The organism is Levilactobacillus yonginensis (genome assembly GCF_964065165.1).
Lineage (GTDB): Bacteria > Bacillota > Bacilli > Lactobacillales > Lactobacillaceae > Levilactobacillus > Levilactobacillus yonginensis_A.
In genome coordinates, this window is sequence record NZ_OZ061553.1 from 39,310 (window position 1) to 54,373 (window position 15,064).

The 15,064-nt window shown below is 42.2% G+C and carries 15 protein-coding genes and 4 pseudogenes; 11 read left to right on the plus strand and 8 right to left on the minus strand.

What is annotated here, in order from left to right:
- Positions 1-83: 83 nt before the first annotated feature.
- Positions 84-176, plus strand: a complete 93-nt coding sequence (locus tag AB3Y94_RS13550) for a hypothetical protein (protein WP_076633039.1) — start codon at positions 84-86, stop codon at positions 174-176.
- Positions 177-398: 222 nt separating this feature from the next.
- Here AB3Y94_RS13550 and AB3Y94_RS13555 read toward each other — a convergent pair whose 3' ends face one another.
- The gene (locus tag AB3Y94_RS13555) at positions 399-731 is read right to left on the minus strand and encodes a transposase (RefSeq protein WP_258115824.1); all 333 of its coding nucleotides are present in this window, start codon (positions 729-731) and stop codon (positions 399-401) included.
- A 26-nt stretch (positions 732-757) separates the two neighbouring features.
- Here AB3Y94_RS13555 and AB3Y94_RS13560 point away from each other — a divergent pair.
- From AB3Y94_RS13560 to AB3Y94_RS13570, 3 genes and pseudogenes are all read left to right on the plus strand, one after another.
- Positions 758-1,168, plus strand: a pseudogene (locus tag AB3Y94_RS13560) (transposase); the annotation flags it as partial.
- Between the two features lie 72 nt (positions 1,169-1,240).
- A protein-coding gene (locus tag AB3Y94_RS13565; protein ID WP_088899809.1) for an IS5 family transposase occupies positions 1,241-2,040 on the plus strand; the annotation gives its coding sequence in 2 pieces (ribosomal slippage) (positions 1,241-1,511 and positions 1,511-2,040; 801 coding nt in all).
- Between the two features lie 424 nt (positions 2,041-2,464).
- Complete coding sequence (locus AB3Y94_RS13570) at positions 2,465-2,614, plus strand: hypothetical protein (RefSeq protein ID WP_258115834.1); 150 nt, start codon at positions 2,465-2,467, stop codon at positions 2,612-2,614.
- A gap of 12 nt (positions 2,615-2,626) precedes the next feature.
- Here AB3Y94_RS13570 and AB3Y94_RS13575 read toward each other — a convergent pair whose 3' ends face one another.
- Complete coding sequence (locus tag AB3Y94_RS13575; RefSeq protein WP_258115835.1) at positions 2,627-3,763, minus strand: hypothetical protein; 1,137 nt, start codon at positions 3,761-3,763, stop codon at positions 2,627-2,629.
- Positions 3,764-3,920: 157 nt separating this feature from the next.
- Here AB3Y94_RS13575 and AB3Y94_RS13580 point away from each other — a divergent pair, with 157 nt between their 5' ends.
- Positions 3,921-4,778 carry an IS982 family transposase gene (locus tag AB3Y94_RS13580; RefSeq protein ID WP_367296638.1) on the plus strand — a complete coding sequence of 286 codons (858 nt, stop codon included), beginning with the start codon at positions 3,921-3,923 and terminating at the stop codon, positions 4,776-4,778.
- 401 nt (positions 4,779-5,179) lie between these two features.
- A complete protein-coding gene (locus AB3Y94_RS13585; RefSeq protein ID WP_105922965.1) occupies positions 5,180-5,632 on the plus strand; it encodes a universal stress protein in 453 nt (150 codons plus the stop codon).
- 216 nt (positions 5,633-5,848) lie between these two features.
- Here the strand turns inward: AB3Y94_RS13585 and AB3Y94_RS13590 are convergent.
- Positions 5,849-6,295: pseudogene (locus tag AB3Y94_RS13590) on the minus strand (DDE-type integrase/transposase/recombinase); the annotation flags it as partial.
- A gap of 98 nt (positions 6,296-6,393) precedes the next feature.
- On the opposite strand from AB3Y94_RS13590, the gene AB3Y94_RS13595 reads away from it, so the two are divergent.
- A complete protein-coding gene (locus tag AB3Y94_RS13595) occupies positions 6,394-7,446 on the plus strand; it encodes an IS30 family transposase (RefSeq protein ID WP_367294742.1) in 1,053 nt (350 codons plus the stop codon).
- 86 nt (positions 7,447-7,532) lie between these two features.
- Here AB3Y94_RS13595 and AB3Y94_RS13600 read toward each other — a convergent pair.
- A pseudogene (locus AB3Y94_RS13600) lies at positions 7,533-7,784 on the minus strand (IS6 family transposase); the annotation flags it as partial.
- Positions 7,785-7,899: 115 nt separating this feature from the next.
- Between AB3Y94_RS13600 and AB3Y94_RS13605 the strand changes: the two are divergent.
- Positions 7,900-8,760, plus strand: a complete 861-nt coding sequence (locus AB3Y94_RS13605) for an IS30 family transposase (RefSeq protein WP_258115838.1) — start codon at positions 7,900-7,902, stop codon at positions 8,758-8,760.
- A 392-nt stretch (positions 8,761-9,152) separates the two neighbouring features.
- Positions 9,153-9,722 (plus strand): recombinase family protein, encoded by a 570-nt coding sequence (locus tag AB3Y94_RS13610; RefSeq protein ID WP_062916862.1) that lies wholly within the window; start codon positions 9,153-9,155, stop codon positions 9,720-9,722.
- 94 nt (positions 9,723-9,816) lie between these two features.
- Here AB3Y94_RS13610 and AB3Y94_RS13615 read toward each other — a convergent pair.
- Positions 9,817-9,942 (minus strand): annotated as a pseudogene (locus AB3Y94_RS13615) (MFS transporter); the annotation flags it as partial.
- A gap of 156 nt (positions 9,943-10,098) precedes the next feature.
- Between AB3Y94_RS13615 and AB3Y94_RS13620 the strand changes: the two are divergent.
- Both AB3Y94_RS13620 and AB3Y94_RS13625 read left to right on the plus strand, forming a co-directional pair.
- Positions 10,099-10,731 (plus strand): recombinase family protein, encoded by a 633-nt coding sequence (locus AB3Y94_RS13620; RefSeq protein ID WP_233741366.1) that lies wholly within the window; start codon positions 10,099-10,101, stop codon positions 10,729-10,731.
- 102 nt (positions 10,732-10,833) lie between these two features.
- A complete protein-coding gene (locus tag AB3Y94_RS13625) occupies positions 10,834-11,685 on the plus strand; it encodes a Fic family protein (RefSeq protein WP_367296641.1) in 852 nt (283 codons plus the stop codon).
- 276 nt (positions 11,686-11,961) lie between these two features.
- On the opposite strand, the gene AB3Y94_RS13630 is transcribed toward AB3Y94_RS13625, so the two are convergent.
- The 3 genes from AB3Y94_RS13630 to prgP form a co-directional block, all read right to left on the minus strand.
- The gene (locus AB3Y94_RS13630) at positions 11,962-13,014 is read right to left on the minus strand and encodes an IS30 family transposase (protein WP_367296639.1); all 1,053 of its coding nucleotides are present in this window, start codon (positions 13,012-13,014) and stop codon (positions 11,962-11,964) included.
- A 265-nt stretch (positions 13,015-13,279) separates the two neighbouring features.
- Complete coding sequence (prgO, locus tag AB3Y94_RS13635) at positions 13,280-13,561, minus strand: DNA segregation protein PrgO (RefSeq protein WP_114670816.1); 282 nt, start codon at positions 13,559-13,561, stop codon at positions 13,280-13,282.
- Positions 13,548-14,447, minus strand: a complete 900-nt coding sequence (prgP, locus tag AB3Y94_RS13640; protein WP_114670817.1) for a ParA superfamily DNA segregation protein PrgP — start codon at positions 14,445-14,447, stop codon at positions 13,548-13,550. The genes prgO and prgP overlap by 14 nt, the downstream gene beginning before the upstream one ends.
- Positions 14,448-15,064: the final 617 nt, after the last annotated feature.

A 15,064-nucleotide genomic window follows, 5' to 3' on the forward strand; every position in this document is an offset into this window, starting at 1 on the left:
GCAAAAAGTATTAGTGGATCATCCTGAAACGTAACCTGGCTGTTAACGATCCATTACCTCCTTACTATTCTGAAGTTGAGGATATTATCAATGGTATTTTATTCTTGGCGAGTGACAAAGCTAAGACAATTACCGGAACAGAATTAGTAATTGATAATGGTAGCCTAGCTATTTAAAAATATGAGTCTTGAAAAGATACCCTGCAAATGTAAAGGGGTATCTTTTCGGGACTTTGTCAAATAGTGTTGATGGTCCATAGAACTCTATCTTATGGTAGGGTTCTTTTTTTACCGCCATAGCTAGATTAAAGTGTTTGGGTTGGGAGGCAGGTGCGGGTCCGAAGCGTAGCGAAACGGGCCCGCACCTGCCTCCCACAGTGTTGACCTAAATTTTTTATTTTAGGCATGGATCAATTTGATGCGGATAAAGAAATGCCTTAAGTTACTGAAACCGTAACAGCTACGTTTAAGTTCTTTGATCTTGCGATTGATCCCCTCTAACGGCCCATTAGAGTAGTCATAGAGACAAGCGTTCCTGATCCCTAAGTAGTTCTTTTGAATGGTCCTTATGACGGTATCCATTTCAGTACCATTGGGACGGTAGTTCATAACTAATTGTTGTAAAGTAGCCCGATCGCGGTTGCGAATAAAGGTTAAGAGGTAGATTGTAAAATTAATCCGAACGCTGTTCGGACAAAAAAGATCAGCTTCCTTTAAAATGGTGTTTACCACAAACCCATCTTTTAGGAGCTGATCTTTTGTCTAGTATAACCTATTCTGAACGAATTAAAATCGAAACCTTTTGTGAACTAGGACTGGCCAATGCCCAAATGGCTGAGCAGTTAAAACGATCGCCGTTCACGATTTCTTATGAATTATCCCGCTGTCAACCTTATCAAGCTGAGTCAGCGCAAGCGAACGCTGAATCTAAGCGGGCACGATGTGGTCGGAAAACTAAATTGAATGCCAAATTAAAGCAAATCATTCTAAACCATTTACGTCTAAGCTGGTCACCAGAAGTGATTGCTCATGAACTTAAACTAGCTACTAAATCTATTTACAATTGGCTATATCAGGGGAAATTTGAATTTTCTTTGAGTGACCTACCTGAACATGGTCTACGCCAACGGCGTAACCTCGACCAACGTTCTAAATATAATCAATCATTAGAACGTGTTTGGATACTTTGACATTCGATTTGATTTTAGTTAAATTAGATCAAAAACAGGAGTTTTTAATCCATGAAAAGCTTTGCACACCATTATAGTAGCGACATCTCTCGTGAACAATTTGAACTAATCCGGACAGATCTAGAAGGCATACGTAAGCGGACTAAGCCAAGAAAGGTTGATTTATATGATATCTTTTGTGCCCTGCTTTATACCTTGAAAAATGGGTGCGTTTGGCGCGATTTACCCAGTGATTTTCCTAAATGGGAAACCGTCTATTATTACTGGTTACTTTGGACTAAAACGCCATCTCCTGCTGGTATCACTCCTCTGGATAAGGTTTTAAAAAAATTGTCAGCCAACATCGGTTGGCTCAGAAGCGTTCAGTTTATACATCGTTCATCATTCTAGATGCTCAAAGTGTCAAGAATACCGATCCTGCTGAAAGTAGTGGCTACGATGGTGGTAAAAAGGTGAGTGGGATTAAGCGCCATCTTGCTGTAGATATCAATGGGCTGCCGATGGCAGTCCATGTGACAACCGCCAATGTTTCTGAGCGTGATGGCGCCAATGCGCTACTGGCGTTAAACAAATCACAGTTTGACCTGGTTCAACGAGTAATGGCCGATGGTGGTTATACTGGTAACAACTTTGCTCAATCAGTTCAGGCAATGATTAACGCTGAAGTCATTATTGCTAAACAGAGTGACCTTAGGCACGGTCAAGTGACCCCGCAACGCTGGGTTATCGAACGCAGTTTTAGCTGGCTAGGAAAATATCGGCGCCTCTGGCGCAATTGTGAGCGAAAGCTGAACACCAGTAAGATGATGATTAGCTTAGCCTTCCTGCGAATACTCTTGAAAAGATTCTAAACACGTTCTTAGTCCGACTTCCGGGGCCGGCTGACAACGCTGGAACAGGGCGGACATCGATTTGAACTCACGCAGCAACCCACTGCGCAATTTCAAATACGAGTCTTCTTCTAGCCCGGGAAATTCACCCGGACAAGAAGAATTTCGCCCTTGAGCATTGTCAGCCAGCCCCTACAGTCGGGAAACCGCTCGAATGGCAGATGAACGACCACCTATCTTGGTGCAATTGACCACTGAATATTTAAGTGTCTGGTCCTTCAGACAAAGGCTTAATTTGTATCGTTGATGCCTGGAAGCCGGTGTAGGACGCGCCTACCACAGAAAGTTTACAGTAACTCGCCTTGTTTTCCAGCGATTCTAAGCTGGCTGTTTTTGAACTTGGAATAGCATGATTCATGACAAATTAACTATCACAATGCGTATTATGAAGATCAAAGTAAGATTGGTGGGTGATTCCGCAGTCCTAACCATTCCTAAAGTATTCAATATTGAAAAGGATGCAGAATTTGAAGTTGAACAACCCCAAATAACCCGCCCAAGTTCTCACAAACTTGGGCGGGTTATTTCAGCTTAATCGAACGTCAATTTAGTACCGCATGATGGCGAGGGCGGCAGTTTCGACGGGCATCCGGTCAGCTGGGATGATGCGAATCTGACCATTCATTGCCATCACCACATCGACGAGGTCATCGATTAGATTATCTGGTGCAGCGACGGGGTCGGGTTGTTCGACGGTGGTTGTTGGCAGGCCACCAGCGACATTCGCGTCAGCTGCAACGATCAAGGTGTCGATGCGACCGCTGAGTGCGGGTTTGATCATGTCGAAGGGATCGTCAATGGCGAGTTGCCGTGATTGGGCCTGGTCGTAGCGCTCCATCATGATGTCGGCGAGCTGCGTATGCCACTTGGTCTGAACTGGTTCAATGGCCGTTTGCATGGCACCTAACGTTAAGTTGCTTGGCGATTTATCAATCATCAAGTGTTGCGACAAGTACGGGTTCTTGTTGATTGCCCGAAAGACAGCTTGATTATGTGGCAAGCCCATCAAAATCAGTAGGCGTTGTGTCCGTTGTGAGTAGGCTTGGACGTAGGTTGAAACTTGTTGGTAATAGTTACGCTGGTCAATATCGCGCTCTTCGGCTTTCGCGTTGTGGCCGTGATAGTTCGCGCCGTGGACCGGACTCGCGTTGAAATTCAGGTCACCGCCGCGCTTTTCAGTCCCCAGTGCTTCTGTCAAAGTTCGAGGGGCATCCGCGGGCAGCTCGATTTCAATGAAGCGACCGTCACGTTGTGCATAGAGTGCCATGCTATCTTCGTTAAGCGCTAACAAATCAAAATCAAATTGATGTTGACGGTCGGCGAGCACCGGACGAATCGCAGGCATACTATTGACGATAACTTGATTTTCGGTTGGGTATTGCAGGTCAAAGACGTGTAAATCGCGGCCGTTGGTAATAATTCCCGTTTGAGGCCCCGTATGTTGAAGCCAGAAGGCGTTATCATCGATCAGTTGGGTCAACTGTTGCTGATAAGGCGCAAAGTCTGTCTTGGGAAAGTGGTGGGCCATCTGGGTTTCAGCGTCGTTAATTAATTGTTTGAATTGTAAGCGGCGGCGGTTCAGGTCGTTCATGACAACGGCCGTATTGCCATAGATTGCAATGAAGGGGCCGTCGTCGCGCTGTTGCATCAGTTGTGTGAGATCGTTTTTAACCATCGTTTCCATAGGTCCAACCTGCTTTCTGTATTTGATAAGCCTAGCATACCAAGGATTGGATTATTAACGCAAATATTATGATTACGCGTGGTGCTAGTTAAATTTAGACAGTAAAAAAGCCTGACGGCTTACACTTAAAGCAATCTAGAGCAAAGAAGTGTTAAGTATGTCAGACCAATTTAAGTCTAATCAAAGTAATAATCGAATACAAGCCCCATGGTTCGAATGGCAAACAATCCTAAGTCCGCTGTACCACAAATACGTACCAGCGGTTGTACGCCATCGAAAGAATGTGACGCAAGCTATCCTACAAGATGTGACAGTACTAGCTTTAATGTGTTGGCAAGTTACCATTGGAATTGAAAATCAGCGAGCCTTTTATCGCTTGTTAGCTAGTTTGGGGCTGTTACTGCCAGAAAGATCACGATTCAACCGTATTTGTCAGCAAGCCGGAGCTTTGTTTAACATGATTAGAAATGGCTTACTGCAAGAAGCGTTGCCAACGGCAACCTATACCATAATCGATAGTATGCCGATGCCTCTGTGTCAGCCAATCCGCAATCATAGCGCCAAGGTTTTTAGTCCAACCGCCTCAATTGGCTATAATGCGACCAAGAAAACATGGTTTTATGGTTTCAAAGGCCATTTTCAGGTCACAAATGCAGGAATTGTAGTGGCATACGCCATTACTAAGGCTTCAATCCATGATGTTAAGTTGGTAAAAGCCTTAGTAAACCAATATTTCAGTGCCAAAATTCTGGCTGATTCAGGGTATATCAGTCATGCACTGCATACCGATTTAAAAGGAAAGGGCATCTGGTTTTGGACACCATGTCGTAAAAATATGAAACAACGTTCAAGTGATGAAACCTTATTAAAAGGCCAACGGCGTAGGATAGAGACGGTATTTTCGCAATTATGTTGTTTATTTAATATCGAACACAACCCTGCGCGATCATACTTAGGGTTTCAAGCACGCCTAGAACAGTGTCTTTTTATCGATACCTGGTTCAAAATCAACTAGCACCACGCGTGAAACATTATTTGGAAATACAGGGGCAGCAACTTTGGAAGAATTAGAACAAGAACTAAAATGCGAAGATCGTGTAAATAGTTTAAATTCAGTTCCTACGAAGTTTTATCAGGCTTACAAACTAGTTTTCCCAAAATATATGCAGTTAATTAATAGTCCACAAGTTTGCCGATTATTAGAGATTCTGAACTCAGATAGTTGTAAAACTTATGAAAAGCCAATCGACTTCACAAAACTATTTACAGAATGCTATGAAAATAGTCAAAAAATATGCATAACATCAAAGTTGTCTGATATGCTCTGTTATCATACAATGGTAGTATAGTTTTAAATAAAATTAGTGCTAGTAGATTGTATAACCACTAAATCCTATATGGTTGGAGGTAGTAATTATGTTCAAGAACATCCTAGTTCCACTAGACGGAAGTAAAGATTCATTCAAGGCATTAGCATATGCTAAAGAGATGGCACAGATGTTTTCTGCTACTCTTTTTGTAACCACTATAATTGACCCTAGTGTTGCTATACCAGCCGGTGTACCTTCAGTTGGTGGCATTGTTCCGGTCCAAGTTGAGTTGAACGTTCGCGAAGAGGCAGCGCATGTTATTGATGAGGCAAAAAAAGAACTAGCTGGTACTAATATTCTAGTAAAGTACACCATTGTTTCTGGTACAGTAAATGATGAAATTGCTACTAATCTTCCAGAGAAGGAAGAAATCGATCTAATCGTACTTGGAAAGTCTGGAAAGAGCGCGTTAGAGAAGCTCATTGTTGGCTCTGTGACAAAGTACGTTGTGCAACACGCAGAAGTTCCTGTATTAGTTACCGAAGCGGCTTCTGAGTAAGCTAGCTGCTCTATTGACACTAGTACATGTATGTATGACGCACTACTTAGATACTGCTATAATATTAGCTTGATATAGTAACCCCCCTGAGTCTGAATTTACTCTGACTCAGGGGGGTCTCTTTACCGATATCTTTTTATTATGTATATTAGCAGGGGCTCTGGTGCAAAAATAATAAAAGGAGCGATTTAACCCTGTTTGATAATCATTTGCGGGCTAGTTTGCTAATAATTCGGTTAATGATTGTAACGCTGAAAAACCAAAGAGGTTAATTGCTCTTTGGCTTATTTTATGTAGCTGATGCATGACTTCAATACCACTTAAAGTTTTACTGGCGGTGCGCATAGATTGAAACCCGCTAGATTTAACTAACACATGTTTAATCAGCCGATGATCTTGCTCGATCAGATTATTTCGATACTTAGAGCACTGGTGATTTCCTTTCGCCAATAATCCATTTTTAATTACTTGCTTAATCGCTTTTAAAGTTGCTCCATACTGATCGGTTACCAAACAATCTGGGCGACCGTAGGTCGTCAATAACCGTTTCAAGAAGTGGTAAGCGGATTGGTAATCTCGATGACGACGCAATTCAAAGTCTAATGTTAATCCATGATTGTCAATGGCTCGATAAAAGTAATACCAGCGCCCTTTAATTTTAAGAGGCGAATTTTATAATCAAGTTAGCCACTTGAAATTTAGGACAAAATAAATACACCAAGACGTAAATCTCAGGTATCATTGGAGTTCTCACACAAACAATGAAAGAGGTCTTCGTCTTGATGCAAGAACAGCTTACCATGAATCGTCCCAAGGGTCACCATCTAACTTTGAAAGAGCGTGGAAACATTGAGGTCTACTTTAACCACGACAAGCTTTCTCGGCGGAAGATTGCTGAGTTACTTGGCGTTAGCCCGCAAACCATAAACAACGAAATCAAGCGAGGCTTGGTAACCAATAAGAAAATCGTTAACGGTAACGTAGTCTTCTATGAGGTCTACGTGGCGGAACTAGCCGACCAGCGGTACCACGAGAACCGCAAGGCCTGCCACAGGCCTTGTAAGTTCTTCCAGGCGGCTGACTTTATAGCCTTCTTTGTAGAACACTTTAAGACTGATGGCTGGGCTCCAGATGCTGCTGTAGGCCGCGCCAAGGTGTTAAACCTTTTTCGGCCTGACGAGATGGTCTGTACCCAAACGTTGTACAAGTACATCGACGAACAACTTTTAGAGGTCTGTAACTTAGATCTTACCGAGAAAATGCGGCGGCGACTACCCAAGCACGTTAATCACAAAAATAAGCGTGTAATGGGACGGAGTATTGAAGAACGTCCGGCTGAAGTTGACTCTCGCAAGACGTTTGGTCATTTCGAGATTGATACTATCGTTGGTAAACGTGATGGCCATGAGAGTGTGATTATGACCCTGATTGAGCGTCAAACTCGCTTCCAATTTATCCGTCTGATTGACGGGCGTGACGCCGATTCGGTTGAGTACGCCCTGCGAGAAATCCTCGCAGAGTATGGACCAGTTATCAAGTCGATCACCGCTGATAACGGACCTGAGTTTGCCTTGCTGAGCGAGGCATTGCGTTCAGTGGCACCAGTCTTTCATACGCACCCGTTCACCTCTAGTGAACGGGGAACCAATGAGGTCCATAACCGGATGGTCCGCTATGACTTTCCCAAAGGCATGTCCTTAGACGCCGTAAGTCCTCGGGCTGTTGCTAGAACAGCGGACAAGTTGAATAACACACCTCGTCGTCTGCTAGGCTTCCAGACTCCCGCCGAACTCTTCGCCGCCGCCTGCGGCTAGGCTCCTCGCGCCACCAACTTCAACCCCTGAGAATCCCTTGGTATCAGTATTTGGTCCTAGTGACTAACTTGTTCTTGCAATTTGCGTTTAATTTTAAGATAGGTTTCATCCATTCGCCAGCTCTGACTAGTGGCATGTTGCTGCTTTCGCCACAACAATTTAAAGATTGGACCATAGTGATGAACCCAACGCATAATTGTCGTATGGTGGACCGCAATTCCCCGATCACGCAAAATTTCAACAAGATCCCGATAGCTTAAACTGAAGCGAAGATAGTAGCCGACGGCTACCAAAATAATGTCTTTCTGGAAATGCCGCCCTTTAAAATAATTTTTCATCATGACGAATTTACAATTGAAGTGCAACAAGTAAGAAAAAAATAAAAAAGAACTCATAGCCTGAGTCCTATAAAATGAAGTCACCACAACAATCATCTAAAGGAGATCCTAGGCTATGAGTCCGTACAACCATCTTACCTTAAAAGACCGAGAATGCATACTGTTGGGCGTCACTTTAAACGACACCTATCAAGTTATTGCGGAGAAAATTGGGTGTTCCAAAGCCACCGTATCGCGCGAAATCAAGCGCAATGGTGGTCGTAAGGCATACTCGGCCGTCAAAGCCCAAGAGAACTATCAGGGACGGCGGCTAAAAAGCCGACGTCCTAGGCTTCTAACTGATTTGAAGTTACGGGATTTTGTTCTTCACTGTATTGTTCAACGTCAGTGGTCCCCGGAACAAATTTCCGGTCGTTTAGTCCACGAAAACAGTGAATGGCATGTCAGTTATAACACCATTTATCGTGGGATTGAACGTGATAATTTAGGCATCAAACGTAAGAATCACGAGGCTCGTGGCTTTGCCCGTAAGCTCCGTCACCGTGGTAAAACCCGAAAGGTCAAGGGAACCTTGGTGGACCGCAAATCTCGGTATTTATTATCTCAGCGGGTTCCCAAAGTAAACGCCAAGAACGTCACACAAGCGATGATTGACCTCTTGCATACCGTGACGCCCAAACGAGTTCGGACGCTTACGCCGGATCGTGGAACTGAATTCGCAGAATACCGCGAAGTTAGTCAAGAGCTAAGTATCCCAGTCTATTTCCCAGATCCTCATGCGCCTCAGCAACGAGGAACCAATGAGAATACCAACGGACTTATCCGTGAGTATTTCCCCAAAGGAACCGACCTAGACCAACTGACTGATCAAGATATCGACAAGTTTGTCAGGGATTTAAATCACCGACCACGTAAGGTCTTAGGCTGGAAGAGTCCATTTGAAGTTTTCTTCGGGACAAAGTTGCGCTTGATTTGACAATTCGTCATAGCTACCTCGCTTTTTAGGCTAATTATACTCAAAATAAGTTTACCTGAAAACTTTTGCACCAGAACCGGTTTTGGCAGACCGGTCTTTTGTTGAAGTGAAGCAAACTTAAACATTAAGATTATTTTTGGCTCGTGACAATAATCATTTTGTATACCCAAGTAATTAATTGAGTGTTGCAAGTCGCAAAGTTTCTCACCATTAAAAAAGCTTAGATATATTTAGATACAAATTTTTTGACGTTTTGAATATGTGATAATTAAAGTGTTTAAATGGCACAAACTAGGTCACAACTTAACAGTTGTGGCCTCTTTTTTGACACTGTATAATTAAAGGGTTAGAACCGTGTCATTACTTAATGACATAAGTAAGGAGATAAAAAGATGAAATATGGCTATGCGCGGGTCAGTACCACTGATCAAAAATTAGCAAATCAAATTGAGTTACTAAAATTGGCAGGAGCAGAAAAAATCTTTCAGGAAAAGTTTACCGGCACAACTACTGAACGACCGGAGTTTCAAAAACTGTTGCGCGCTCTAAAAACAGGTGATACTTTGATTGTCACTAAGCTGGATCGGTTTGCGCGGAACACGCGCGAGGCATTAGCCATTATCCAAGAGTTGTTTAAAGAAAATGTCAAAGTTAACATTTTGAATATGGGCTTAATTGACAATACGCCGACTGGCCAATTAGTCTTTACAATATTTAGCGCCTTTGCGCAGTTTGAACGCGATATGATTGTCACGCGCACACAAGAAGGTAAAGTGTATGCCAAGCAACATGATCCGTTGTTTCGGGAAGGGCGACCGAAAACGTATTCTGAGGAACAAATCAGATTTGCCTACGAGTTACGAAAACAAGGCATGACCTATAAAATGATTGAACGAAAGACGGGGATTAGTAAACGCACGCAACAGCGACGATTTAAATTAGTTAAAAACAATATATTTTAAAACTGTTTACACCATACCAAAAGGGGCTTCGAATACGAGGCCCCTTTTAGATTTAGATAGTAATCCGTATTAAAGTTAATGGCTAGCTCCCAGTTCAACTTTTTAATGGCTTACGATCTGTCAACAAAGCAATTGGTGACAGAATCAAAACAATCACCGCTCCTACTAAGTAGGTATGACTGAAGGCCTGGCTGATCTGTCGATTCTTAGTGTACCCTAAATGGACAAAAAGCAGTATAATCAACTTATGAAGAAAAGCTTAGATTCTGCTTGGGATAACAAGCAGTTCTTTGTTTTTGTCAAACCGTCTAATTAGAGTGTCTAAACAGAATGTAGTAGGGTGGGGGAGACTGATCTTCTGAAAGGAGAGTTATTGATGAAAGTTGGTTATGCACGAGTTAGCTCAACTGATCAAAATTTGGCCCGCCAAATTAAAGCACTGAAAGTAGCCAGATGTGAGAAAATCTTTGAAGAAAAACAATCGGGCAAATCGACCCAGAACCGACCAGAATTACAGGCGGCGATTGCTTATGTGCGGCAAGGAGATACATTAGTGGTGGCCTCATTGGATCGGCTTAGTCGAAACTATGACGATGCCAGTGATATAATCAAACAGATTAGAGATAAACAAGTTAAAATGGAAGTCTTAGACGCCCCATTTCTTTCAATGCAAACTGGCGATTCAGATATGGACAAATTTATGTTCGATATGCTAACTAAGCTGCTAGCTTATATGGCCCAGACGGAGCGAAAGAAAATTCGCGAGCGTCAAAGACAAGGAATCGAGATTGCTAAGGCTAATGGAAAGTACCGCGGAACTAGACCAGCATACGCTGAAGATTCACCTAACCCACAAAAACGGTTTATTTATCATCGAATTGTTGATCAGTTAAGAAACAAAGCAACAGGAGCTAAAATCAGCTATCGTGCGATTGCGGCCGAAACTGGCGTATCGGTTCAGACTATCATTAATATCAAGAATCGGTTGAATGAAGAAATTCCCGAATAAAATGTTAACAAGGCTTTGTTGATTTCAACTGAATATCGAACATTAAAAGTTGGCCAATTTTCAATTGCGGATAATATACGAACTAAGGAGGAGATCGGTATAATGGATAACACGGCTTTGGCACGATTTATTACGTCACTTGGAAGTTTAAACGGGTATGGGAGTACCCTAGCCCAAACGAAAAAAGCTTTGGACCTGAGATCAAGCCAACCACTTAATCAACATGGCGAAGATGTGGCCATTTTTGAAGACACATTGAAGGGAATCGCGGCCGTTAAAGAAAAAGGATTCAGCGTTGATGGTATTATTGCGATCAAATCAGCCTTTGATTCACCTTCCGATGAGCAGCCTAACTGGCCGGGACATTTACGCAATGCCTACTATAATGAAGATGATCGCATTGGAATTACAATTGATCAAAGTGCAAAAGAGACCTACTTTCCACCAGAGATTGTTCGGCGTGATGATTTACAAAAAATTGTGGATAATTACAAGGAGTCTCCTAAAAAAGAAAAAGATGCTTGGAAAGTTTTTGCCGATTTATCTAAGCTACAACCGTTTCAGGACGGTAATAAGCGGACGGCACTGATTGCTGCAAATGCTGCGTATGGAACATTTGAGAGGGAAAACTACTTAGTGCTTCCTTTCAATGACCTGGATCGTGGTGAGTTTACAATTTCATTGATGCGTTACTACGATGCCAAAAATCCAACTGATGAAGCGAAGTACCTGGATAAAATGGTTGATTTACTTCCAAGTGATCGTGAACGGGAGTTGCATCGGCCGATCATTAGTGATGGGAGTCAGGGTAAAACACGAGTGGCACGAGTTAAGCCACAATTTAGAAATGTTGAAAATAAGGAGAGCAAAGAGAGTACCAATCCTAAAATTGAATCGAGACAGGTAAAGCCCCCCTTTAGTCCGTTAAGGCATGATCGAGGTCCGAAGCGATAAATTAGATGTTAAATAGGTGTATTCTGAGCACACGTTCGTTACATTAGATGGATAAATGTAAAAGCTGTAGTTTGGTATACAGTTTTTTATATTAAACAAAAATGATCTTATAATCACAGACTTGCTGCAATTAAAAACAATAGTATCATTGATAGTAATATTGCTATCAATGATACTATTGTTTTTGTAACGCAAATTGCAAGAACAAGTTAGTCACTAGGACCAAATACTGATACCAAGGGATTCTCAGGGGTTGAAGTTGGTGGCGCGAGGAGCCTAGCCGCAGGCGGCGGCGAAGAGTTCGGCGGGAGTCTGGAAGCCTAGCAGACGACGAGGTGTGTTATTCAACTTGTCCGCTGTTCTAGCAACAGCCCGAGGACTTACGGCGTCTAAGGACATGCCTTTGGGAAAGTCATAGCGGACCATCCGGTTATGGACCTCATTGGTTCCCCGTTCACTAGAGGTGAACGGGTGCGTATGAAAGACTGGTGCCACTGAACGCAATGCCTCGCTCAGCAAGGCAAACTCAGGTCCGTTATCAGCGGTGATCGACTTGATAACTGGTCCATACTCTGCGAGGATTTCTCGCAGGGCGTACTCAACCGAATCGGCGTCACGCCCGTCAATCAGACGGATAAATTGGAAGCGAGTTTGACGCTCAATCAGGGTCATAATCACACTCTCATGGCCATCACGTTTACCAACGATAGTATCAATCTCGAAATGACCAAACGTCTTGCGAGAGTCAACTTCAGCCGGATGTTCTTCAATACTCCGTCCCATTACACGCTTATTTTTGTGATTAACGTGCTTGGGTAGTCGCCGCCGCATTTTCTCGGTAAGATCTAAGTTACAGACCTCTAAAAGTTGTTCGTCGATGTACTTGTACAACGTTTGGGTACAGACCATCTCGTCAGGCCGAAAAAGGTTTAACACCTTGGCGCGGCCTACAGCAGCATCTGGAGCCCAGCCATCAGTCTTAAAGTGTTCTACAAAGAAGGCTATAAAGTCAGCCGCCTGGAAGAACTTACAAGGCCTGTGGCAGGCCTTGCGGTTCTCGTGGTACCGCTGGTCGGCTAGTTCCGCCACGTAGACCTCATAGAAGACTACGTTACCGTTAACGATTTTCTTATTGGTTACCAAGCCTCGCTTGATTTCGTTGTTTATGGTTTGCGGGCTAACGCCAAGTAACTCAGCAATCTTCCGCCGAGAAAGCTTGTCGTGGTTAAAGTAGACCTCAATGTTTCCACGCTCTTTCAAAGTTAGATGGTGACCCTTGGGACGATTCATGGTAAGCTGTTCTTGCATCAAGACGAAGACCTCTTTCATTGTTTGTGTGAGAACTCCAATGATACCTGAGATTTACGTCTTGGTGTATTTATTTTGTCCTAAATTTCAAGTGGCTAACTTGATTATAAAATTCGCCATTGTTTTTGTAATTACTTCATTTTACTTTGGTGTATAGTTTAATCTATGAAACCAGAAAAAGTATACTAGTGGAAAAGTATATTTAGCTACTAGTATACTTTTTGAAATGCTTGTTTATCAATGATTATAGGGTAGTTATTATAAGTATACTTTTCCACTAGTATACTTACGGCTGTTTTCTTTGATAAATGCTGTCGAAGATTTCTCTCTCTCTATCTGAAAGCGTGTTTTGCTTATATGCCTCAACAGCGCTTTCTACAAGTTCATACATTTTCACGTCTTTAATGTAAGCTAGACTCTTTATCGTGTCAAAAACAGGTGGATCGACCCTTAGGCTTTTTCTGTCCGCTGCGGAGTATTTAGTAGTTTTTTGTTCGTCTCTGGAATCATCGACTGTTTTTTTTATGTTCACTTCGAAGTGATCAGCATCTTTTTTAATCAAGGCCATCAGCACTTATCTCCTTTCCAAGTGGTGTTAGTTTTTTGCCATTGAGATATTTTGGCGTGTAGACATAATCGTCCGCAATATCTCCTTTACTTTCGAATTGGTCTATTCTTTCCATTAATTCCGCGTAAAGATCGGAAAAGAGTGCGAACATAGCACGATCGTGGTAGTCTTCAAACTGAACTCCGTATTCACCATAGTTTTCAAGGCGTAAGTGACTTTTGATAATGGCATTGAATATATTCTGTTTACCAAAATATTTAACGGTCTTATCAACAATGAGCTGTTCAACCGTGTGAGTTTTGTCAAGCATGACTAACAGTATTCCCGCGACCTGAACATTAATCTCGTCGCTGAAGTCATCGTAGAGAGTTTGAAGATAAGTGTTGGTTAGTTCCTTTGAACCCTCAAATGCGAATCTCTTGGTTTCTTGCACAACAATTACATAGTCAGTTGCAACCATTATGTTGTCGACTTTTATATCTGTTGCTGGTGGAGTGTCTATAAAAATAAAGTCATAGTTGTCTTTGATTTTATCTAGTAATTTTTTGAAGTAAAAGGTTCGTTCATGGACACCCTTTATATGGTCGGCTACCCATGTGCCCCAGTTCCGAAAATCAGAATCTCCTGCAATGGCATCTAGATTTTCTGTTAGATGCGTGATCCCCTTACTTAGATCCTTATCATTTAAGCATCTTGTTATAGAAGCGGGCCAATTTGATTTATTAAAGGTCATGCCGAGCATGAATGTACTGTTTGCTTGGAGATCCATATCAATATGTAAAACCTTTTTATGGAAAACGGTGGCAAGAGTGATTGCGAACATCACATTGTTGGTCGTCTTGCCAACGCCCCCTTTTTGGTTGCTTAAAGCGATTACGTACGTCATTGATAACACTCCTCTCATAAGTATACTTCTGATATAAATATAGCATACCACATTAAAACCTGAAATCAAGCTTTTTTATCAAAAGTATACTAGTTTATAAGTATACTAATATACTCTTATACTTTTACATTAGTATACTCGTGGATTTGTGGATTAATATACTAAAAAACATCAAAAGTATACTTTTGATGTTTTTGTTTACATTTTCTTTGTTATGGTGTATGGTTACCTTAAATAAAAGAAAAGCGCCACCCAACGGCAATTGGGAAGCACTCGACAAAAAAATCTTTTTCATTCAACTAAAGAGATTATACCAGCAAAATGGTGAGATGTCGAGAATGGTGTGATTTCAAAACGGTAGGGGACAAGCTGCCGGGTAAAGACTAAGGGGACACGTGTGGTGAGCGACTTCTGCGCAAATTCACTGGATCTATTTAATTAGATCCGTAGGCGGTAATTTTAAAAACTTAAAAGTTTATTCGGGGGTAGTCGGACTACTTCCACCTTAAGCAACTTGGCATAACGCTAAGTTGCTTTTTTGTCTGCGCTTTTTCATTTTCTATGTATTTTCTATTAAGCTAACTTAGGTGTTTATTTTGAAAGGAGGTGAGCTCACC